This window comes from Stappia indica, from assembly GCF_009789575.1.
In the GTDB taxonomy this organism is placed as follows: Bacteria; Pseudomonadota; Alphaproteobacteria; order Rhizobiales; family Stappiaceae; genus Stappia; species Stappia indica_A.
Map to the genome: position 1 here is coordinate 4,490,784 of NZ_CP046908.1, position 22,083 is coordinate 4,512,866.

The following is a 22,083-nucleotide window of genomic DNA, read 5'->3' on the forward strand; positions in this document are numbered from 1 at the left end:
TCGGGGCCTGGCGTTTTGCGGAAAGATTTCGAAAAAAGGCCGAAAAAGAAGGCGCCCGACGGGTATCGGGCGCCCTCTCTGGCGTTACGTCGTCTTGCCGCGCATCACGCGGATGCCGGCATGCTCGCAGTCGGACCGCCTGGTCTTGCCGAGGAGTTGGGCGAGATTGGACTCTGCCCCCTTTTACTTGCCAGGGCGCTTGTGCGCGGTGCAGCAGGCGGCGTCTTCCGCGCGGGCGCGCTCCTGCCGGGGCCGCTCGATGGTGCTGAGTTCCGTGTCGAGTGCTTCCGACAGGGCGTCGAGTGCTGCCAGCACCTCGTGGCTCGCCTTGTCGAGATCGGCGAGGCGCGCGGTGGTGGCATCGCCATCGCCGGCCGCGTGGGCGGTTAGCGCTGCCTTGGCTGCGGCATGCACGCGCTGGTGCGGGGCCTGCAACGCCGTATAGGCCGGATGTGCGCGGAGATTTTCATTGTCGATCGCGTCGTACCAGCGCCCCAGGCGGCAGCCGTGGTGGTCGGGCACGGCATCGGCGCTCCACTCGTCGCGGCCGATGATGGTGTCCACCACCTTCTTCTTGAACAGGACGTGGTCGATCTTCGCCATCTCGCACAGCGAGCGATGCGAGGTCGCGTTGAACCAGGTCTGCGCATTGTTGGAGAAGCGGTCGTTGCTGGCCTGCAACGTCGCGCTCATCGTGACCAACTGGCGGTCGTTTTCGGCGGCCAGGTCGGCAACGCCGGTGATGCTGACCGCGATCTCCTGGCTCGATTCCTTCTGCTGGCCGAGGATCTGCGAGATCTCCTGCATCCGGGCCGAGACTTCGCTGATCTGCGAGCTGATCGAGTGCATCTGCTCGTTGGCGCCCGAGATCGTCTCCTGTCCGCGCGTCACCGCCTCGCAGGAGCTGGAGATCGCCATCTGCGTCGTGGTCATGCCCGAGCGCAGCGCCGCGATGCGCTGGGTGATGTCTTCCGTCGCCTTCGCCGCCTGGGTGGCAAGGCTCTTCACCTCGTTGGCGACGACGGCAAAGCCGCGTCCCGCCTCGCCGGCGCGGGCTGCCTCGATGGTGGCGTTGAGCGCCAGCAGGTTGGTCTGGCTGGCGATGCTCTCGATCACCGACAGGAACTCGCCGATCTGCTCGGACGCCCTCTGCAGGTCGGCAAGGTTGGACGAGCTTTCCTGCGCGGTCGCGGCGATCTCGGCCATGCAGCGCGACACGTCGTCCATCGCCCGCAACCCGTGCGCCACCGCCTCGTTGGTCGCGTCGGCCTGGCGTGCGGCGCTGTCGCTGTTGCTGGCGATCTGCTCCACCGAGGTGACCAGCTCCGTCGCGGCGGCGGAGATCGCCTGGCCGCTCTCGCGCGCCTTGCGGGTGTTGCGCGAGAAGGTGGCCATGCCGATGGCCACGTCGTTGATGTCGGACACCGTTCCGGCCAGGCTGCGCAGCGAGGCCAGCTCGTTGTCCATCTTGTTTTCCTGCGCCTGCTGGCGCAGCACGCCGTTCTCGTAGGCGTCGTAGGAGACGATCATGTCGAGGAAGGTGCGGCTGACCAGCACCTGCAGCGCCTCGGCGAGCTTCGTCGGCTGCAGGCGGTGACGGCTGGCCAGCGCCGGGATCGCCTCGACCAACAGCCGGCCGTAGGAGGCCAGATACCACTTCGGCTCCAGGTTGATGCGCACATGCGCCTCGCCGATCTTCACCGCGCGCGCCTCGAACTCCAGGTCCGGCTCGTGGTTGAAGATATAGTCCCAGTGATCGGTCTGGGCGTTCTTCAGCCGCTCGACCTTTTCTCCCTTGGCGCCGAGCTTGGGAGCCAGCGTCGGGTGCTTGGCGATGCTTGCGTAGAAGCCGTCGAGAATTTCCGGCATGGCCGGCTTGAGCTTCTGCCACACGGCCTTGGCCTGGGCGGTGCCGAAGCTGTCGGCGCCGACGAACGTGGCGATTTCCTCGCCCAGGCTCTGGGACCGCGCGTGCGATCCGGATTTGCGTGCTGCAGTGGTCATTCTTGGTCCTTCGCCCGACAAGACATTTTGTCGAACGTTTCGGTGCGCCGGGTAAACACCGCCCTAACAGTTCTGAAATATTGAATGTTTTCGGGGTTTTGCCGGTGTGCTCCACGGCCGGCTTTGGAGCGCGCGGCGAATCGCCGATACTGGCCCGGTTCCCGCGAATGGCCCTTGCAATGCGCAGGCCGGGCTGCCATGCCGGCGGGACCGTTCGACTTCCTCCATCACACGAGACCATCGGCAAGAATGACTGTCAGCATCGACATGGGCGAGGTGAGGGGAGCGGGATCGGCCGCCTCCTGCCAATTCGATCTCGAGGAGCTGCTGGCCACGCGCCTGCTCGTCCAGGGCAATTCCGGCTCGGGCAAGTCGCACCTGTTGCGCCGCCTGCTGGAGCAGAGCGCGCCCTGGGTGCAACAGGTCGTCATCGATCCGGAGGGCGATTTCGTCACCCTGTCCGAGCGCTTCGGCCATGTCGTCGTCGATGCCGCCGGCAGCGAGCGCGACCTTGCGGTCATCGCAACGCGCGTGCGCGCCCACCGCGTCTCCGTCGTGCTGAACCTTGAGGGCCTCGAGCCCGACCGGCAGATGAAGGCCGCCGCCGTCTTCCTCAACACCCTCTTCGAGGCCGAGCGCGACCACTGGTATCCTGTCCTCGTCGTCGTCGACGAGGCGCAGCTCTTCGCGCCGGCCGCCTCCGGCGATACGGGCGAGGAGGCGCGCCGCGTTGCCCTTGGCGCCATGACCAACCTGATGTGCCGTGGCCGAAAGCGCGGCCTTGCCGGCGTCATCGCCACCCAGCGTCTCGCCAAGCTCGCCAAGAACGTCGCGGCGGAAGCCTCCAACTTCCTGATGGGCCGTACCTTTCTCGACATCGACATGGCCCGCGCCGCCGACCTGCTCGGCATGGAAAAGCGCCAGGCCGAAGCCTTCCGCAATCTCGAGCGCGGCCATTTCGTGGCGCTGGGGCCCGCCGTCTCGCGCCGTCCGATGACCGTGCGCATCGGCGCGGTGGAGACCGCCGGCCGCGGCGGCGGCCCGCGCCTCACTCCGCTGCCGCAGGGCCGGCCGGAGGACCTGCAGGATCTTCTGTTCCAGCCGGCGAGCCAGGACGAGCGGGTCGCCGCCGAGCGCCCGCCGGTGCAGCACGCGATCCCCGCCTCCGAGGTGCTGGAGCGCCTGACCCGTCAGGCCGCCAAGCGCGAGGAGGCGGAGACCGAGCCGCTCGACCGCGAGGCGCAGGACAAGGCGGTGGACGCGGTGATCGCGGAGCTGCTCGGTGACGGCGATGCCGCGTTCCAGCCGATGGCCGCCCTCTACCAGGATTTCCTCGTGCGCTGCCGCATCGCCCGCCTGCCGGGACGCCCGCCGGAGCTCCCCGAGTTCCGCCAGCGCGTTGCGCTCGCCCGTGCCGGCGTCGAGGCCAGCGACATCGATCCGGCGGTCTGGTCGGCCGCCGAAACGGTCGCCGCCAGCCTTCCCGAAGAGATGCGCGGCGTTTACCTGCTGCTCGCCAAGGCGGCGCTGGAGGGGCGGCCCTGTCCGCCCGACAGCGAGATCGCCCGCGCCTACGGCACCCGCTCGCCGGGCCGCGCCCGCTGGCTGCTGACCCATATGGAGGAGCAGGGCGTTCTGGTCTGCGCCAACGACCTGCGCGGCAACCGCCTCGTCACGCTGACCGACCTCGATTGCCGCACCGCGCCGCAATCCTCGCGTGCGGTCGGCTGAACCGTCGTCCGCCCGCGGTCACGGGAATTTGACCGCCGATATTTGGGCAGTTTGCCCGATTGCTCGCCTTGTCAGTCCTTACAGGCCGGTCTAATCTTTTCAGCGATTTCTCATGCAATGCGCGGTTTCGGTCGTCAACCGGGGGCTCGAGCCGCATGAACCTCGCCGGACCGGCAACGGGTGCCGGCCGGTCAGCCTTGGGGTTGTTGCCAGATGAGCTACCGGAGCCTGCCCGCCATCGGAACCGCCATCGTCGCGTTGGCGCTCGCTGGCGGCGTCGCCTATCTCAGCTGGTCGGACGCACCGGCCCTGCTGGCCTCGGCAACATCCACCGTCACCGCGTCACCTGCCACCGCCTCTCCCGGTGCGGCAGCCACCGGCCAGCGCCGCGGCGTCGCCGTGGAAACGGCGCGGGTCGGCGTGCGCGACGTGGTTGAGGACATCCGCGCCTTCGGTACGCTGGTCGCCAACGAGTCCGTCGTCATCTCGCCGGAAATCGCCGGCCGTGTCGCCCGCATCGGCTTTGCCGAAGGGCAGGCGGTGAAGGCGGGCGATCTCCTGATCGAACTGGATTCCCAGATCCTGCGCGCCGAGCTCGACAAGGCCAAGTCGGAAGTCTCCCTCGCCGAGGCCAATTTCGAGCGCGCCCGCAAGCTCGCGGAGCAGGGCAGCGGCACCTTGCGCGCCCGCGACGAGACCTCGCAGGGCTACGTCGCCGCCCGGGCCAACCTGTCGCTGGCCGAGGCGCGTCTTGCCAAGACCTCGATCGCCGCGCCCTTTTCCGGCATCGTCGGCTTCCGCAATATCAGCGTCGGCGCCTATGTCAGCCCCGGCGACCGCATCGTCGAGCTCGCCAGCGTCGATCCGCTGAAGGTCGAGTTCCGCGTCTCCGAGACCTACCTGTCCAACCTGCGGGTCGGCCTGCCGGTGACCGTCACCGTCGATGCGCTGCCCGGCGAGACGATCACCGGCAAGATCACCGCCATCGACCCCATCGTCGACGTGTCTGGCCGCGCCATCCGCCTGCGCGCCGAGCTGCCCAATCCGGACGGACGCCTGTCGCCCGGCCTCTTCGCCCGCATCCGCATCGTCATCGAGGAGCGGAGCGAGGCGATGGTCGTGCCGGAAGCGGCCGTCTTCCGCGACGACGGCAAGCTCTTCGTCTACCGGCTGGAGGACGGCAAGGCGGTGAAGACCCCCATCGAGATCGGCCTGCGCAGCCCCGGCGACGTCGAGATCCGCTCCGGCCTTGCCTCCGGCGCGGTGGTCATCACCGCCGGCCAGCTGCTGCTGCGCGACGGCGCCGCGGTCGAGGTGGTCGACGGTCCGGCCGGGGGCTGAGCCATGCTCGAATTCTTCGTCCGCAAGCCGGTCTTCGCCACCGTCGTCAGCCTGATGGTGCTGCTGCTCGGCCTCGTCGCCTTCTTCCGCCTGGCCGTGCGCGAATATCCCAACATCGACCCGCCGGTCGTCTCCGTGCGCACCGACTATCCCGGTGCCAGCGCCGAGATCATCGAGTCCCAGGTCACCCAGGTTCTGGAAGGCTCCATCGCCGGCATCGGCGGCGTCGAGGTGCTGGAAAGCCGCTCGCGCCCCGAATCCAGCCGCATCACCGTCCGCTTCCTGCTGACCGTCGATCCCGACGAGGCCGCCAACGAGGTGCGCGACCGCGTCAGCCGCGTGCGCGGCCGCCTGCCGGACGAGGTCTCGGAACCGGTCGTCTCCAAGGTCGAGGCGGACGCCCAGGCGATCATCTTCATCGCGCTGACCAGCGACCGCGATTCCTCCATCGAGGTCTCCGACTATGCCGACCGCTACATCCGCGACCGGCTGCAGAACCTGCCGGGCGTGGCGGAAGTGCGCATCTTCGGCGAGCGGCGCTACGCCATGCGCATATGGGTCGACCGAACGCGCCTTGCCGCCTACGAGCTGACCGTCCAGGATGTCGAGGTCGCCCTGCGCCAGCAGAATGTCGAGGTGCCCTCGGGCCGCATCGAGAGCCTCGACCGCGAGTTCACCGTGCTCTCGCGCACCGGCCTGACCACCAGCGAGCAGTTCCGCCGCATCGTCGTCAAGGATGCCGGCGGGTTCGCCGTGCGGCTCGGCGATGTCGCGCGTGTCGAGATCGGGCCGGAGGACGAACGCCGCACCACCCGCTACAAGGGCGAGAACGCGGTGATCCTCGGCATCGTCAAGCAGGCGACGGCCAATCCGCTCGACGTCTCTCGGGCGATGAACGAGGCGATGCCTGACATCCGCCGCGACCTGCCGGCCGGCATGAATGCCGACATCTCTTACGACCGCTCGATCTTCATCGACCGCTCCATCGAGGCTGTGTTCGCCACCATCGCCGAGGCGGTGGTGCTCGTCGTCCTGGTGATCTTCTTCTTCCTGCGCTCGCTGCGGGCGACGCTCATCCCCATGGTGACGATCCCGGTCTCGCTGATCGGCTCCTGCATCTTCATCTATGCGCTCGGCTTTTCCATCAACACGCTGACGCTGCTGGCCATGGTGCTGGCCATCGGCCTCGTCGTCGACGATGCCATCGTCGTGCTGGAGAACATCCACCGCCACATCGAGAACGGCATGAAGCCGGTCCGCGCGGCCATCGTCGGTATCAAGGAGATTTCCGGCGCCGTCGTCGCCATGACGCTGACGCTTGCCGCCGTCTACACGCCGGTGGCCTTCGCCGACGGGCGCACCGGCAAGCTCTTCACCGAGTTCGCGCTGACGCTCGCCGCCGCCGTGCTGATGTCCGGCATGGTGGCGCTGACGCTCTCGCCGATGATGTGTTCGAAGCTGCTCAAGGAGCACGAGGAGCGCGGCCGCGTCTCCGCCGCCCTGGAGCGCGGGCTGGATGCGCTGAACGACGGCTACAAGTCCCTCCTGCTTCTGTCGCTGAAGGTCCGCTGGCTCATCGTGCTGATGGTCTTCGCGGTCGCCGGCGGCTCCTGGGTGCTGCTGACGAGCCTGAAGTCGGAGCTCGCCCCGCTGGAGGACCGCGGTGTCCTGTTCATCTCCGGCTCGGCGCCCGAGGGCTCGACCATCGACTTCACCAGCCGTTATGCGACGCAGGTCGAGCAGCTGCTGGCCGACGTTCCCGAGGTCCGCTCCTATTTCGTCATCGCCGGCTCGCCGGAGGTCACCGACATCACCTCCTTCTCGCAGCTGGTGCCGTGGGAGGATCGCGAGCGCAGCCAGATGGAGATCGGCGCCGAGCTGCAGCCGCAGATCCGGCGCGTCGCGGGCCTGCGCGCCTCGGTCAACAATCCCGGCTCCTTCGGCGTCAGCGCCCGCTCGCGGCCCATCGAGTTCATGATCCTCACCTCCGAGCCCTATGAGCGGCTCGACGAGATGGTCGACACCTTCCTCGCGGCCATCGAGGAGAACCCGAACCTCGTCAACGTCACCAGCGATCTGGCGCTGAACAAGCCGCAGATCGAGGTGGAGCTGGACCGCGACCGCGTCGCCGACATGGGGGCGGGCGTGCTCACCGTCGGCCGCACCATGGAAACCCTGCTCGGCGGGCGCAAGGTCACCCGCTTCAACATGAACGGCGAGCAGTACGACGTCATCGTCCAGGTCGATCCGTCCGGCCGCCAGACGCCGGGCGATCTGGAGGACATCTACGTCCGTGCCCAGAACGGCTCGATGGTCCAGCTGTCCAACCTGATCAGCGTGCGCGAGACGGTCTCGCCCAAGGAGCTCAACCGCTTCAACCAGCTGCGCGCGGCCAAGATCGCCGGCAATCTGGCGCCCGGCTACTCGCTCGGCGAGGCGCTGGACTATCTGGAGGCGACGGCGCAGCAGGTGCTGCCCTCCAGCGCCCGCACCGATTACGGCGGCGTCTCGCGCGAGTTCCGCCAGACCGGCTCCAGCCTCGTCTTCATCTTCGTGCTGGCGCTCGGCTTCATCTACCTGGTGCTGTCGGCCCAGTTCGAGAGCTTCATTGATCCCTTCATCATCATGCTGACGGTGCCGCTGTCGATGCTGGGAGCGCTGGCGGTGATGCACCAGACCGGCGGCACGCTCAACATCTACAGCCAGATCGGCCTGATCACGCTGATAGGCCTGATCACCAAGCACGGCATTCTCATCGTGCAGTTCGCCAACCAGCTGCAGGAAGAGGGCAAGAGCCGCTTCGACGCGGTGGTGGAGGCGGCGGCCCTGCGCCTGCGCCCGATCCTCATGACCACCGGCGCCATGGTCTTCGGCGCGGTGCCGCTGGCGCTCGCCAGCGGGGCGGGCGGCGAAAGCCGCCAGGCCATCGGCTGGGTCATTGTCGGCGGCATGTCCTTCGGCACGGTGCTGACGCTCTTCGTCGTGCCGACCGCCTACACGCTGTTTGCCCGCGACCGCTCCCGCTCGCGCACCGCCGCCACCCCCGCCGCCCATCCGGCGGAATAGGCCGGGACGCAAGGCGGGGCAGGGAAGGGCGGTGCACTGCTTCCGCCAAGCGAGACGATGGAAAAACGCAAACGGGCGCGGCATTGCTGCCGCGCCCGCCGGATCGCAAAGCTCATCGCCTCGCGCGGGAAAAGCCCTCAGGCCGCGCCGCGCATCCGGTCGATGCTGATCGGGCCGGGGCCTGCCGCCGAAAGGTACAGGAAGGCGAAGCAGTAGAGCGCGGCCAGCTCCCCGCCGTTGAGGATCGGATAGAAGTTCTGCGGCGCATGCGCCATGAAATAGGCGACCGCCATCGTGCCGGAGGCGAGGAACGCGGCCGGCCGGGTGAACAGGCCGAGCACGATCAGCGCGCCGCACACGAGCTCGATCAGGCCGGCCGCGCCGCCCATGGTCATCGGCGAGGCGCCGGACATCTGCGTCGGCGGCAGGCTGAGATACTTGGTCGTGCCGTGCTGCAGGAACAGCAGGCCCGCCGCGATGCGGAAGACGCTGAGAAGCGGTCCGGAATAGCTCTTGAGGAACGTCATTCAAGCCTCCTTCGTGCCGCGCTCCCGATAATGGGCGCCCGCCCTGCAAACAGGATGCAGGCAACGTCCCGGCGCGGCAAACCTCAGCCTAAGCCGATTTTCTCGGCAAGCGGGAGCCCCCTGACACGAATGTGAGGGGATAACCGGTGGTCACGCCCTGAGATTGACGCACGACATCGCATCCCCTCGGCCGGGAGGACGCAGGGAAAGCTCTGTGCGACAAACCTTCCGCTGAGGGTGCCAATGGTTCCCGGTTCTCCGGCTGCGCCTGCGACCGGGATGACGTTCGAGAGGGAGGCACGGCCTCACATCCCCTCGGCCGTCACCCCGGCCGCGCGCAAGCGCAGAGCCGGGGCCTATTCGTTGCCAGAGCGGCCGAAACGGCGCTCCGCCCTCGCGGTTCGTCCTCCCGGACGGCGGGCAGCGCCGGGCCGGGACCGGAGAGCCGAGGGCCTCACGAAGGCACTCCCGAACGACGCCAGACCCACCGTGCCTCCCCGGCCCCGGATCTCGCGATGCTCGTCCGGGAGGACGCGGGGAAGCTCTGTGCGACAAACCTCCGCCGAGGGTGCCAATGGCTCCCGGCTCTCCGGCTGCGCCTGCGGCCGGGATGACCTCCGAGAGGGGGCACGACATCGCATCCCCTCGGCCGTCACCCCGGCCGCGCGCAAGCGCAGAGCCGGGGGCTATTCGTTGCCAGAGCGGCCGAAACGGCGCTCCGCCCTCGCGGTTCGTCCTCCCGGACGGCGGGCAGCGCCGAGCCGGGACCGGAGAGCCGTGGGCCTCTCGGCCGCGCTCCTTAACGCCACCGCAACCACCGTGCCTCCCCGGTTCCGGATCTCGCGATGCTCGTCCGGGAGGACGCCCAGGAGAGGCAGGCGCCCGCCTGAACCGGAACACGGCGAAAGCGGGAGCCCCGTGAGACGAACGGAACACAACCGGGTCAGGTGGCGGAACCGCGCGTGATCGTAGCGATGTCTGCTTCTCGCAACGGGTGCTCGCTTCCCGGCTTGCCCAAGACCTTCTCCACGTCCTTGTCGCCCGCGAACGGCTGCAGGGCATCCGGCATGTCGGTGCCCTCGTCCATGCCTTCTGCCAGCATGTCCGCCCACTCGGGATGCTCGATCAGTAGATCCGCCAGGGCCGGGAGCCGCTGCTCCAGGATCGTCCAGCGCGCCAGAACCTCGTGACCGACGGAGTTGCTCTCCAAATAGCCGATGACCCTGCGAAACTTGTAGGAATTCACCATCCGCTTCATGACACGCGGATTGTCTGGCAGAAATTCTGAAAACTTGAGCAGCAAGTGCTCTGCTTCCCGCGTCGTCCCCTCGGATTCGCTGTAGTTCAGGATGGTCGCCACACGATCCGTCTCCGTAGACGCTCTGGAAAGCAGAATACGAACATCCGCCTCTGAGAGCTCGTCGCCGAACTCGTCCCGAATTTCTTCACGCTTGACACGCACCTTTTCGTCGAAGATCGCAGTCGGGAGGACGCTCTTTCTCCGGTACCTCTCACCCGCTCTCGACACCCAGCTTTCGGAAGCCTCCACTGTGTCGGCCTTCATTGTCTCTGCCTCTCCAGCCAGCAAGTGTTTCCAATAATTTTGCTTCACGCCGCCCATTCCGGGAACCGGCGTCGAGACCTGAAAGATCTTCTCGAGAAACAGATAGCCGAGCGGCTGGCCGGCACTGCCGACATGACCGGAAAAATTCGAATAACGCTGCTCGAAACTGGAGCGAAGCCACGCCCGGTCGGCCGCCACCACATAGGTGACATTCGGATGGCGCATCGAGCTTTGGATGCCCTCCATCAGATCGACCACGTAGTCAGCGTTACATCGGTCCAGATCGTCGATGAAGATGCAGATCGGAAGCTCCACCGAACCCGCGAGGTCACGAAACAGCTCATTCACCCTTGCCATCGGGTCCCGAGAGATGTCCGAGTAGAACTTGAAATTCTCAATCGACCCGAAGAAAAGCCACCTTACCGTGACTATACCCGCACTGAATACTACAGTTAGCGCGGCCAGCGCCGCAAAAATATCCTTAAGATCAAGGCCGAAAGAAAATAAGGATCCGGAGAGAACCACAACAGAGAGCAACAGCAGAAAATAAGGCACCAGCTCTGCATGGAGAATCCACCTTCGCCAAGTATAGTTGACGTCTTCAGCAGCCAGCCACATGCGGTCTGTGTCGAGACAGGTATGACACCCGTCTTTCAGCGCCTTGATCAACGGCCACCAGGGCGGCTTGCGATGCTCGTGCTCCCAGGCATTGAATTGGACAACAGCCCAAGGCGTTCCATCCTCTTCCGGCTTCCGCAGCATTTCCTGCATCATCAGGAGAACAGATGTCTTCCCCGCCCCCCACGGGGCGTAGAGGTGAACTGCAAAACCGTCGCGACCGCTGGTTTTCCGCACCTCTACAATCCGCTCGACCAAAGCCCGCGCAAATGATCTTCGTCCCAATTGATCATTGGTGGTCGGCTCATCCGAATGCGTCGGCACGGCGTCGGTCCGCAACACCTCGCCATCGGCGAGAGCCTCGTCGCCAGCCGGCCCACTGACGGTATCGTTCCCGTCAGATGCCGCCGTTGCCTGGAAGATCGGTGGCTTCCCGTCGCGTATGCGCTCGATATCCCGAAGTACATCCTCGGCAGACCGCTCCTCGGTGATGGTCCAGAACGCTTCCGGTTGAGTGGCGATGATATCCGCCGTCTCGTCGAAGAGACGGCGAGGTATCGTGATGCCCGGCTCGGGCAAGATGGTGCGATACCAGTCGACGATCAGCCCCCAAGGACTGTTCTTCACTTCGTCTTCCGCAGAGAAGCGATCCATCAAGTTACGAACCGAAGACAAAAATCTCGTGTCGGATGAAGATCCTCCCGAGTAGACACTAGGCCAGAGCGGCTGTGTAACTAGCGCTGGTGCAGCCCCATGCGTCAGCAGCCAGAGGCAATCCTCCGACACTGCAAGCCAAATATCACTCATTCCTCCGCCAAGGCGCATCTTATAATTTGAAGCGATTGAGTATCCATTAACCACATCTTTGACAGCGACCAGAGTTTTCGCTGCCGCCCTACTAGAGTGAGGGCCATCCTCAACGAGGATAGATTCCGCGGAACACTGGAACGCAACGGAAATATATCTCGAGAAAAACGAAGTGTGAACAGCCTCGAGATACTGACGATTCGCTTCATTCAAATAAAATAGAATTCTAGAATCATAATTTAATTCGGCCGCGTAAGAAGAAAAAGCAACTCTGAATGATTTTAAAGCAATTTCATTCAAGCGTCGATCAAGCATACGAACTTCTGGGAAGTAATAGATCCCCAGAACCAGCGGAAACACCCGCAGCGCTGCGCGCACGGCAATCAGTTGCGCCCATTCGGCCGGCTTGTCTTTCAGCCACGCTTCCAGTGCTTCCGGACTGTCGATTTCCGGCCGTTTTACGTCGTCCGCCAAGCCTGCCCCCGCAGTGCCGCGCCGCAGCGCTCCCCTTATCGCCAGTCTGGCGGGAGCCTCGAGAAACAACAACCTCTTTTCAGGGGCTTGAGGCTCAGTTGCCGGGGAAGCCGCGGGCCGACCATTCCGAGCGCGGGACCGGCGCGCCGACGCGGAAGGTGAAGCTTTCCACCCGCGTCACCTGCGTGTTCAGCTCGCAGCGGAAGGCAAGGTCGTACCACTGTCCGCCGGCGCGGAAGGCCGCCCGGCGCGGCTGCAGCACCGTGCCGCTTTCCAGTCGGAACGAGGGCAATAGGTCCGGCTGGTAGGGCGGCGTTGCCGTGCGCAGCTGCGCCCGCAGCTCGGTCATGCACAGGAGGTCGACGCGCGCGGCCTGCGGCATGCCGTTCATCGCCGTGCGCATGCGCGGATCGTCGGAAATGTCGCGCGAGAACAGGCGGGTCGCCGTGGTGCCGCCGGCAAGCTCGCCTTCGCCGCCTCCACCGCTCGGCCGGGCAAAGCTCAGCCCGCCGGAGCCCGGCGTCGTTGCGGCAATCGCCCGCGCCACCGCCTCGGCCTCCGATTGCGGGTCGGCGCGGGACCCGGCGAACAGCGGGATCTCCGCCGGCTTGGCCCGCGGCACGGCCGTCCCGCCCGCCGGCAGGCCGGCCCCTTGCGTCGGCGCGGCCAGCACGTCGAGGTCGCCGACCCCTTCGCTCTCCGCCTCGCTCGGGTCGGTCAGCGCCGCCATCTCCGTCTCGGCCTCCGGCTCGCTTTCGGGCGCAGCTTCCCCCTCCTGCGGCGTGCCCTCTTCCAGGGCGCCCGGCGTCTCGGCCGCAAGCTCCTCGGCAGCGCCCGTCTCGCCGCTCTCCGCGGTTCCCTCGCTCTCAGCCTCGCTCTCAGCTTCGCCGGGGCCTTGCGGTCCGCTTTCGCCTTCGCCAGCCGGCTGGTCCTGCGCTTCCGCCTCGGGCGAGGTTTCCGCCGTCTCTTGCGGGGCGGCCTCGGTCGGCTCGTCCAGGCTCTCGCGCAGGGCAATCTCGCCGGCCCGGTCCTCGCTGCCGCTGTCCTCCTCGGCGAACTCGGTCACCGGCATCAGCACGCGCGGCACCGCCGCCGTCTCAGTGGGCGCCTCCGGCGTTTCCGGGGTCTCTTCCTGCTTCGGTTCCGGCTCCGGCTCGGGGGCAGGCGGCGGCGGGGGCGGTGGCGGCACGGCCTGCGCCTGCTCTTCCGGCGTTTCCTCCTCTTCCGGCGGCGGGGGAGGCGGCTCGGCCTGCTCTTCCGCCTGTTCCTCGGCTGCCGGCGGCTCGATCAGCACCACCTTGATCGGCTCGTCGACGGTTGGCGGCAGGGCACGCACCGCGCCGGGTCCGAAGAACACCAGCCAGGCCGCCGCCCCGTGCAGCAGCACCGACAGGACAAGGCCCGCACCGATTCGCCGCCGCAAGCCGGTCCCCCGCGCCGCTACGTCCGCCGTCTCGCCGGCAGCGCTTTCGGCAACGAGATCGGGCGCGACCTGCGGCAGGTCCTGCGGCGCGGCCACGGCTTCGCCCGCCCGCTCGCCGGCCCGCTCGTTGGCGGGGGGCAAGGACGTGAAACCCGGCTCCTGCTTGTCGCTTGGCTGTCTCAGGGTCTGGCCCCGTCGCTCCGTCTGGTGTGGTCGGGCCCTGCGTATCGTGCGCCCAAGGCTACGCCTAACCCAGCTTCAGGGAAAAAGGGAGGCGGCACCTGCGCGCGCCCTCCGTCTTTCGCGGGCGAGGCGGCCTTGAAGCTTCCATGGGGAGAAGCCCCCCCGCCTCAGGCCCGGCTGATCGCCCGCGCGGCCGATTGCGCCAGCGGCGCAAAGCGTTGGGCAAAGTCCTCAGGCTGCCATTCCGACAGGGAGCCGGCCACATGGATCGCGGCCACGGGTCGCCCGTCCGGCCCGGTGATGGCGGCGCCGATGGCGATCTCGCCCGGCACCACTTCCTCCAGCGCCAGCGCATAGCCCGCCTCGCGCGCCTCGCGCACCTTCTCGCGGATCTGCGCCGGATCGGTGATCGTCTTGACGGTGATCTGGATGAACTGCGACCGGGCGAGGATGTCGTCGACCTCCGCATCGCTCAGCAGGGCCATGATCGCCCGTCCGCCGCTTGCACAGTATGTGGGCACCGAGTGGCCCACCAAAGTGGCGAAGAACGTCTCCCGCTTGCTCTGGTTGCGCGCGGCATAGACCACACGCAGGTCGTCGAACAGGCTGAGGTCGACGCGCTCGCGCACGTTGCGCCGCAGCTCCAGCAGGATCGGCGTCGCCCGCTCCACCAAGGGGTTGAGCCGCAGGTAGTCGAGCGAATGGTCGAGCAGCCGCAGCCCCGGCACGAAGCCCCGGTCGGTCGGGTCCCGCTCGATGTAACCCAGCTGCCGCAAGGTGTGGACGAAGCGCTGCGCCGTGCTCTTGCCCATGCCGGCCGCCGCGGCGATCTCGGCCAGCGTCAGCGGCGCATCGCTCTTGTGAAAGGCAGCCATCACATCGGCGGCGCGGGCGATGGAGCGCACGAACAGCGGATCGCGGCCCTGTTCCTCGGGCGTTCCGGCCTTGGGTCTGGCACGCGGCGACCAGCTGGTCATGTCGGGCTCCCTCCAGAAACGGTCTGCTTAGAAAACAGCATTGACTCGTCAACTTCACCATTCGTATCGTAACAAAATAATACGATCGTATTATATTTCAATACGAACTGGAGTTCCGATGGTTCGCAGGCTCGATCGAGGTCTGAAACTCCTTCGCGCGTCGCCCGGGCATCTCGTGCCCGTCGCCCACGCCGCGACACCCTCCAGCCTCGTCTGCCCCGGAGCGGCCCGATGAGCCGCCCGATGACCCGCCGCGTCGCCCTTGCCGGCTTCCTGCACGAGACCAACACCTTCGCGCCTTCGCTCGCCACCATGGCCGAGTTCGAGCAGGGCGGCGGCTACCTGCCGCTGTCGCGCGGCGTGGAGGTGCTGGAGCGCTCCGTCGGCGTCAATCTCGGCATTTCCGGCAGTATCGATCATGGCCGCACTGCGGGCTGGGACATAGTGCCGGTGCTGTGGACGGGGGCTATCCCCTCCGCCCATGTGACGCGCGAGGCCTATGAGCGCATCGCCGGCGAGATCGTAGAGGGCATCGCGGCCGCCGGCCCGCTCGACGGCGTCTGCCTCGACCTGCACGGCGCGATGGTCGCCGAGCATCTCGACGACGGCGAGGGCGAGCTGATCGCCCGCGTGCGCCGCGTCGTCGGCCCGAATGTCCCCATCGCCGTCAGCCTCGACCTGCACGGCAACACGACGCAGCAGATGGTCGATGCGGCCGACCTGCTGGTCGCCTTCCGCACCTATCCGCATGTCGACATGGCCGAGACCGGCCGCCGCGCGGCGGAAGGCCTCGACCGCCTGATGCAGCGCGGCAAGCCCTTCGCCCACGCCTTCCGCCGGCTGCCCTTCCTCATTCCGATCCCCTGGCAGTGCACCTTCATCGAGCCGGCCCGCAGCCTCTACCGCGAGCTGGAGGAGATGGAGGGCGGCGACGTCGCTAGCCTCTCCTACTGGATGGGCTTTCCCGCCGCCGACATCGCCGATTGCGGCCAGACCGTGCTGGCCTATGGCGAGACGCAGGAGGCGGCCGACCGGGCCGCCGACCGCCTGGTCGCGCGCATCATGGAGAGCGAGGCCGCCTTTGCCGGCCGGGCCTTCGGTCCGGACGAGGGCGTGCGCGAGGCCATGCGCATCGCCAAGGACGCCACCCGCCCGGTCGTCATCGCGGACACGCAGGATAATCCCGGCGCCGGCGGCGACTCCAACACCATGGGCATGCTGAAGGCCTTGCTGCGCAACGGCGCTGAGAACGCGGCCATCGGCCTGATCGTCGATCCCGCTGCCGCCCGCGCCGCGCACGCGGCCGGGGAGGGGGCGGAGATCGCCATCGCGCTCGGCGGCCAGTCGAACGTTCCCGGCGACAGCCCGCTGGAGGCGACGTTCCGCGTCAAGGCGCTGTCGGACGGCTCGCTGCACGCGACCGGCCCCTATTACGGCGGCACGCGCATGAATGTCGGTCCGTCCGCCTGCCTTGCCATCGACGGGGTGCAGGTGGTGGTCGCCAGCCACAAGGCGCAGATGGCCGATCTGGCGATGTACCGCTATGTTGGTGTCGAGCCGACGCGCATGGATATCCTCGTCAACAAGAGCTCGGTGCATTTCCGCGCCGATTTCGACCCGATTGCCGAGACGGTTCTCGTCTGCACCGCCCCGGGGCCGATGCCCCTCGATCCGGCGGATCTTGCGTGGACGAAACTGCGTCCCGGCATGCGCCTGTCGCCCGGTGGACCGGTTCACGACCCGGCCCGTCCCGCGGCGAAGATGCCGCAAGTCACGGAGGGCTGATCCGCTACCGGCGAAGAGGTCTTTAAGGGGTTTGCGTTGCGGAGCGGGGGGAGTTTCCGCTCCAACAATAAAAAGAAAATCACCTGACCAGAAAAAGGGAAGCATCATGTTGCATGACACTGTCACCACCCGCCTGTCCGGGCCCCGCAAGGGCTGGGCGATGAAGGCGCGCCACACCGTCGCCGGCCTGCTCGCCGGTGCGCTGCTGGCCGGAACCGGTCTCGTCACCCCGGCAGATGCCGCCGGCAAGACCATCACCGCGGTGATGCATTCGGGCCTGCGCGTGCTCGATCCGATCATCACCACGGCGCATATCAGCCGCAACCACGCCTACATGATCTACGACGTCCTGGTCGCGGTGGACGAGAACTTCACCCCGCGTCCGCAGATGGCCGACTGGACGGTCTCCGACGACGGCCTCGTCTACACCTTCACCCTGCGCGACGGGCTGAAGTTCCATGACGGCGCCCCGGTCACCTCGGCGGATGCCATCGCCTCGCTGACCCGCTGGGGCAAGCGCGATTCCGGCGGCCAGCTGATCTTCGACATCACCGCGAGCCTGGAAGCCAAGGACGACAAGACCTTCGTCTGGACGCTGAAGAGCCCGTTCCCGGCGCTGCTCGACACGGTCGGCAAGCAGTCGGCGCTGCCGCCCTTCATCATGCCCGAGCGCGTCGCAAGCGGCCCGGCCGATGCGGCGATCACCGAATATGTCGGCTCCGGTCCCTTCGTCTTCGTCGAGGAGGAGTACCAGCCGGGCGTCTCCGTCACCTATCGCAAGTTCGAGGACTATGTCCCGCGCGACGAACCGGCGAGCTGGATGGCCGGCGGCAAGGTGGTCAATGTCGATGAGGTCAAGTGGGTGACCATGCCGGATGCCCAGACCGCCATCAACGCGATCATGTCGGGCGAGATCGACTATATCGAGCAGGTGCAGATCGACCTTCTGCCGATCCTTGCCTCCAGCGAGGACGTGACGGTCGAGACCCGCGACGATCTCGGCTACCAGACCATCGGCCGGATGAACTTCAAGCACCCGCCCTTCGACAACAAGAAGATCCGCCAGGCCGCCCAGATGGCGCTCAGCCAGGCCGATGTGCTCGGCACGCTGATCGGCAATTCGGACTATTACACGGTCTGCGGCGCGATCTTCGGTTGCGGCACTCCGCTGGCCGACGAGTCCGGCGCCGAGACGCTGATCTCCGGCGGCGATGTCGAGGGCGCCAAGAAGCTGCTCGAGGAAGCCGGCTACGACGGCACCCCGATCGTTCTGATGCAGCCGACGGATGTCGTCAGCCTCACCGCCCAGCCGGTGGTCGCGGCCCAGGCGATGCGCAATGCCGGCTTCAACGTCGACATGCAGCCGATGGACTGGCAGACGCTGGTGACGCGCCGCGCCAGCCAGTCGAAGCCTTCCGAGGGCGGCTGGAACATCTTCTTCACCAACTGGCTGGTGCCGGAGATCAACTCGCCGCTGATCAGCCCGATGCTGAACGGCCGCGGCGACAACGCCTGGTTCGGCTGGCCGACCGACGAGACGATGGAGGCCCTCAAGGCCGAGTTCATCGCCGCCGACACGCCGGAGAAGCAGAAGGAAGTGGCGGTCAAGATCCAGAAGCACACTCTGGACAACGTCCTCTACATCCCGCTCGGCCAGTATGCCTCGCCCCAGGCGCGCAGCAACAAGCTGACCGACATGCTGCCCTCGCCGGTTCCGGTCTTCTGGAACGTCAAGAAGGCGGACTGATCGGGTCCTGAGATCGCCCGCCCGGCCCTTGGGGCCGGGCGGACGGCTCGCAAGGTCTCGTGAAGCGCGTCTTTTGAAACAGACGCAGGCTGCGATCGCCGATGCGGACCGGCACTGCCGGCCCGCGCCCCGGTCCCGTGGGCGCGCCCATTTTGGCGTAAGGCGGGCCGGCGTGAAGCGGCAGGCCCTCGCACCTCGACGTCCGGCGGAACGAACCGTTCCGCGCAAACCAGGTCCAGGAGCAGCAACCCGCGATGCTAGGCTATATCCTGCGGCGCATCCTCGCCGTCATCCCGGTGATGATCATCGTCGCCGTCTTCGTCTTCCTGCTGTTGCGGCTGACGCCGGGCGATCCGGCGGCGATCATCGCCGGCGACATGGCAACGCCCGCCCAGCTGGAGCGCATCCGCACCTCGCTCGGCCTGTCCGAGCCCCTTCACGTGCAGTTCGTCACCTGGGTCGGACTGCTGCTGCAGGGCGACCTCGGCACCTCGCTGATCTCCAACACCCCGGTTACGACGATGATCGGCCAGCGCATCTGGCCGACGATCAACATCGCCATCATGACCATCCTGCTGTCGGTGGCGATTGCCGTGCCGATGGGCGTGCTCGCCGCCTGGCGGCACCGCACCTGGGCCGACTACGCGGTGATGAGCTTTTCGGTGCTCGGCTTCTCGATCCCCGTCTTCGTCATCGGCTACATCTTCATCCAGGTCTTCTCCATCGAGCTGCGCTGGCTGCCGGTGCAGGGCTACGCGGCCCCCTCCGACGACTTCGGCCGCTTCCTCGCAAGGGCGATCCTGCCGTGCCTGACGCTGGCGACGATCTATGTGGCGCTGATCGCCCGCATGACCCGCGCCTCCATGCTGGAAGTGCTCGGCGAGGACTATATCCGCACCGCCCGCGCCAAGGGCGTCACCGAGCGCATCGTCCTGTTCCGCCATGCGCTGCGCAATGCGGCGGTGCCGATCATGACCATCATCGGCACCGGCTTCGCACTGCTGATCGGCGGCGTCGTGGTGACCGAGAGCGTCTTCAACATCCCCGGCATCGGCCGGCTCACGGTCGATGCGATCCTGGCCCGCGATTATCCCGTCATCCAGGCGATGATCCTGCTGACCAGCGGTCTCTATGTCTTCATCAACCTGCTGATCGACCTGTCCTACACCCTGTTCGACCCGAGGATCCGCTACTGATGGCCCGCCCGTTCCCGGACCTTGCGTCCCATCCCAAGACCGATAGGAGGACGCGCGATGCAGGCTGACCCGCAACCCGCCTCCCGCATGCAGTGGCTGTTCGGGGCCATCGCCCTGCCGGCCGGCTGGCGCCTCGGCGCCGGACCCGTCATCGCCGCGCTCGTGCTGGTGGTGATCGTCGCCTCGGCGCTGCTGGCGCCCCTCGTCGTGCCGCACGACCCCATGACCATGGACGCCGTCCAGCGCCTCAAGGGGCCGAGCGAGATGTATCCGCTGGGCACCGATGCCTATGGCCGCGACGTGCTCTCGCGCGTCGTCACCGGCGGGCGCATCTCGCTGCTGATCGGCATCGGCGCGGCAGTCGTCAGCGTGCTGATCGGCCTGATGATCGGCCTCGTCTCCGGCTTCTTCCGCACCGCCGATGCCATCATCATGCGCGTGATGGACAGCCTGATGGCGATCCCCTCGATCCTGCTGGCCATCGCGCTGGTCGCGCTCAACGGGCCGAGCATCTGGTCGGTGATGGCGGCGATCACCATCCCCGAGATCCCGCGCGTGGTGCGGCTGGTGCGCTCCGTCGTGCTGTCGGCGCGCGAGGAGCCCTATGTCGAGGCGGCCATCGCCCTCGGCTCCTCCATGCCCAAGATCCTGTGGCAGCACCTGATGCCCAACACCCTGGCGCCGCTGACTGTGCAGGGCACCTATATCTGCGCCTCCGCCATTCTCACCGAGGCGATCCTCTCGTTCCTCGGCGCCGGTGTTTCCACCGAGATCCCGACCTGGGGCAACATCATGGCCGAGGGCCGCGTCTACTTCCAGCTCAAGCCCTCGCTGATCTTCTGGCCGGGCCTGATGCTGTCGCTGTGCATCCTGTCCATCAACCTGCTCGGCGACACGGCCCGCGACGTGCTCGATCCGCGCCTGAAGAAGCGGGAGGCCTGACCATGCTGTTCAAGACCCGCACATTCGACGAGGCCCCGAACGTCCTCACCGTTACCGACCTGACGGTGCGCCTCGCCGGCAATGCGTCCGCCCAGCCCATCCTCGACGGCATCTCGCTGCAGATCCGCGAGGGCGAGACCGTCTGCCTCGTCGGCGAGAGCGGCTCCGGCAAGTCGGTGACCTCGCTCGCCGTCATGGGGCTGTTGCCCAAGGGCGCGCTCGAGGTGGCCGGCGGCCGCATCGAGCTGGAGGGCCGCAACCTGCTGGAATTCTCGCCCCAGGCGATGCGCGAGATGCGCGCCAGCAAGATCTCGATGATCTTCCAGGAGCCGATGACCGCGCTCAACCCGGTCATGCGCGTCGGCGCCCAGATCGAGGAGGTGCTGGACACCCACGCAAGGCTGCCGGCGCGGGAGAAGAAGGCCCGCGTCCTCGACATCATGAACCAGGTGCACCTGCCGGACGTGGAGCGCATCTACCGCTCCTATCCGCACCAGCTGTCGGGCGGCCAGCGCCAGCGCATCATGATCGCCATGGCGCTGATTCTGGAGCCGAAGCTCCTGATCGCCGACGAGCCGACCACCGCGCTCGACGTCACCACCCAGCAGCAGATCCTCAGCCTCATCGCCGAGCTGCAGGAAAAGCACGGCACGGCGGTGCTGTTCATCACCCACGACATGGGCGTGGTGGCGGAGATCGCCGACACGGTCCACGTCATGCAGCTCGGCAAGCTGGTCGAGCACGCGCCGGTGGAGGAGCTGCTGCGCCGGCCGAAGGAAGACTACACCCGCCGCCTGCTGAAGTCGGTGCCCAGCCTGACGCCGCGCGCCGCCCGGCCCGTTCTGCAAGGCGCTCCGGTGATCTCCGTCGACGGGCTGCAGAAGATCTACGGCTCGCACGGCGTCTTCCGCAAGACGAAGGAAACCCTTGCCGCGAGCGACGTCTCCTTCGCGATCCCGAAGGGCCGCACGCTCGGCATCGTCGGCGAGAGCGGCTCGGGCAAGTCGACCGTGGCGCGCTGCGTCATGCGGCTGATCGACCCGACCGACGGCTCCATCCGTGTTGCCGAGAAGGAGATCGCCAAGCTGTCGCGGCGCGAGCTGCGTCCGCTCCGGCGGCACATCCAGATCGTCTTCCAGGATCCGTTCCGCTCGCTCAACCCGCGCTGGACCGTCGGCCGCAGCCTCATCGAGGGGCCGCTGAACCTTGGCACCGACCGGGCCGCGGCGATGGCGAGAGCCCGCGAGCTGATGAAACTGGTCGGCCTGCCGGACGATGCCGTCGACCGCTATCCGCACCAGTTCTCGGGCGGCCAGCGCCAGCGCATCGCCATTGCCCGCGCCATCGCCATGGAGCCGGACGTGCTGGTCGCCGACGAGGCGGTCTCCGCCCTCGATGTGTCGGTGCAGGCGCAGGTGCTGGAGCTTCTCGACGAGCTCCAGGCGAAGCTCGGCATCGCCATCCTCTTCATCACCCACGACCTGCGCGTCGCCGCGCAGATCTGCGACGAGGTGGTGGTCATGCAGCACGGCCGCGTGGTCGAGCATGACGCCGCCGAACGGGTCCTTGCCGACCCCAAGCATCCCTATACCCGCGCCCTCATCGAGGCCGCCCCCGGCCGCGCCTGGGACTTCGCCAACTTCCGCGAGCTGCGGACGGCCTGATCCCACGCGCCAACAACGACACCTGGAGGATTTC

13 protein-coding genes are annotated in these 22,083 nt (G+C 67.1%); 8 read left to right on the top strand and 5 right to left on the bottom strand.

Annotated elements, in window-relative coordinates; genetic code table 11:
* Window positions 1-183: 183 nt before the first annotated feature.
* Window positions 184-2,004 (bottom strand): methyl-accepting chemotaxis protein, encoded by a 1,821-nt coding sequence (locus tag GH266_RS20695; RefSeq protein WP_158195524.1) that lies wholly within the window; start codon window positions 2,002-2,004, stop codon window positions 184-186.
* Between the two features lie 249 nt (window positions 2,005-2,253).
* On the opposite strand from GH266_RS20695, the gene GH266_RS20700 reads away from it, so the two are divergent.
* The 3 genes from GH266_RS20700 to GH266_RS20710 all read left to right on the top strand — a co-directional run bounded on the left by GH266_RS20700 (window position 2,254) and on the right by GH266_RS20710 (window position 8,142).
* Window positions 2,254-3,735: a helicase HerA domain-containing protein gene (locus GH266_RS20700; protein WP_158195525.1), complete on the top strand. Its 1,482-nt coding sequence runs from the start codon at window positions 2,254-2,256 to the stop codon at window positions 3,733-3,735.
* A 213-nt stretch (window positions 3,736-3,948) separates the two neighbouring features.
* The gene (locus GH266_RS20705) at window positions 3,949-5,076 is read left to right on the top strand and encodes an efflux RND transporter periplasmic adaptor subunit (RefSeq protein WP_158195526.1); all 1,128 of its coding nucleotides are present in this window, start codon (window positions 3,949-3,951) and stop codon (window positions 5,074-5,076) included.
* A gap of 3 nt (window positions 5,077-5,079) precedes the next feature.
* Window positions 5,080-8,142 (top strand): efflux RND transporter permease subunit, encoded by a 3,063-nt coding sequence (locus GH266_RS20710; protein WP_158195527.1) that lies wholly within the window; start codon window positions 5,080-5,082, stop codon window positions 8,140-8,142.
* A gap of 137 nt (window positions 8,143-8,279) precedes the next feature.
* Here the strand turns inward: GH266_RS20710 and GH266_RS20715 are convergent, their stop codons facing one another.
* The 4 genes from GH266_RS20715 to GH266_RS20730 all read right to left on the bottom strand — a co-directional run bounded on the left by GH266_RS20715 (window position 8,280) and on the right by GH266_RS20730 (window position 14,715).
* Window positions 8,280-8,669 carry a DoxX family protein gene (locus GH266_RS20715; RefSeq protein WP_067217628.1) on the bottom strand — a complete coding sequence of 130 codons (390 nt, stop codon included), beginning with the start codon at window positions 8,667-8,669 and terminating at the stop codon, window positions 8,280-8,282.
* A 943-nt stretch (window positions 8,670-9,612) separates the two neighbouring features.
* The gene (locus GH266_RS20720; RefSeq protein ID WP_158195528.1) at window positions 9,613-12,132 is read right to left on the bottom strand and encodes a KAP family P-loop NTPase fold protein; all 2,520 of its coding nucleotides are present in this window, start codon (window positions 12,130-12,132) and stop codon (window positions 9,613-9,615) included.
* 94 nt (window positions 12,133-12,226) lie between these two features.
* Window positions 12,227-13,696: a DUF930 domain-containing protein gene (locus GH266_RS20725; RefSeq protein WP_158195529.1), complete on the bottom strand. Its 1,470-nt coding sequence runs from the start codon at window positions 13,694-13,696 to the stop codon at window positions 12,227-12,229.
* Between the two features lie 209 nt (window positions 13,697-13,905).
* Entirely contained in the window at window positions 13,906-14,715 is an 810-nt protein-coding gene (locus GH266_RS20730; protein WP_158195530.1) for an IclR family transcriptional regulator, read from the bottom strand.
* Between the two features lie 243 nt (window positions 14,716-14,958).
* Here GH266_RS20730 and GH266_RS20735 point away from each other — a divergent pair, with 243 nt between their 5' ends.
* From GH266_RS20735 to GH266_RS20755, 5 genes are all read left to right on the top strand, one after another.
* Window positions 14,959-16,500 carry a M81 family metallopeptidase gene (locus GH266_RS20735; RefSeq protein ID WP_158196333.1) on the top strand — a complete coding sequence of 514 codons (1,542 nt, stop codon included), beginning with the start codon at window positions 14,959-14,961 and terminating at the stop codon, window positions 16,498-16,500.
* 160 nt (window positions 16,501-16,660) lie between these two features.
* Window positions 16,661-18,247 carry an ABC transporter substrate-binding protein gene (locus GH266_RS20740; protein ID WP_158196334.1) on the top strand — a complete coding sequence of 529 codons (1,587 nt, stop codon included), beginning with the start codon at window positions 16,661-16,663 and terminating at the stop codon, window positions 18,245-18,247.
* Window positions 18,248-18,501: 254 nt separating this feature from the next.
* Window positions 18,502-19,443 (top strand): ABC transporter permease, encoded by a 942-nt coding sequence (locus GH266_RS20745; protein WP_158195531.1) that lies wholly within the window; start codon window positions 18,502-18,504, stop codon window positions 19,441-19,443.
* Between the two features lie 57 nt (window positions 19,444-19,500).
* Window positions 19,501-20,385: an ABC transporter permease gene (locus GH266_RS20750; protein WP_158195532.1), complete on the top strand. Its 885-nt coding sequence runs from the start codon at window positions 19,501-19,503 to the stop codon at window positions 20,383-20,385.
* Window positions 20,386-20,387: 2 nt separating this feature from the next.
* On the top strand, window positions 20,388-22,049 hold the full coding sequence (locus GH266_RS20755) for an ABC transporter ATP-binding protein (RefSeq protein WP_158195533.1): 1,662 nt from the start codon (window positions 20,388-20,390) through the stop codon (window positions 22,047-22,049).
* Window positions 22,050-22,083 lie beyond the last annotated feature (34 nt).

Bases quoted from the DNA above. Each gene is read 5' to 3' on its own strand.
- GH266_RS20705 (WP_158195526.1), top strand. From the start codon at position 3,949: ATGAGCTACCGGAGCCTGCCCGCCATCGGAACCGCCATCGTCGCGTTG.
- GH266_RS20715 (WP_067217628.1), bottom strand. From the start codon at position 8,669: ATGACGTTCCTCAAGAGCTATTCCGGACCGCTTCTCAGCGTCTTCCGC.
- GH266_RS20755 (WP_158195533.1), top strand. From the start codon at position 20,388: ATGCTGTTCAAGACCCGCACATTCGACGAGGCCCCGAACGTCCTCACC.
- GH266_RS20735 (WP_158196333.1), top strand. From the start codon at position 14,959: ATGACCCGCCGCGTCGCCCTTGCCGGCTTCCTGCACGAGACCAACACC.
- GH266_RS20745 (WP_158195531.1), top strand. From the start codon at position 18,502: ATGCTAGGCTATATCCTGCGGCGCATCCTCGCCGTCATCCCGGTGATG.
- GH266_RS20750 (WP_158195532.1), top strand. From the start codon at position 19,501: ATGCAGGCTGACCCGCAACCCGCCTCCCGCATGCAGTGGCTGTTCGGG.
- GH266_RS20730 (WP_158195530.1), bottom strand. From the start codon at position 14,715: ATGACCAGCTGGTCGCCGCGTGCCAGACCCAAGGCCGGAACGCCCGAG.
- GH266_RS20700 (WP_158195525.1), top strand. From the start codon at position 2,254: ATGACTGTCAGCATCGACATGGGCGAGGTGAGGGGAGCGGGATCGGCC.
- GH266_RS20740 (WP_158196334.1), top strand. From the start codon at position 16,661: ATGAAGGCGCGCCACACCGTCGCCGGCCTGCTCGCCGGTGCGCTGCTG.
- GH266_RS20695 (WP_158195524.1), bottom strand. From the start codon at position 2,004: ATGACCACTGCAGCACGCAAATCCGGATCGCACGCGCGGTCCCAGAGC.
- GH266_RS20710 (WP_158195527.1), top strand. From the start codon at position 5,080: ATGCTCGAATTCTTCGTCCGCAAGCCGGTCTTCGCCACCGTCGTCAGC.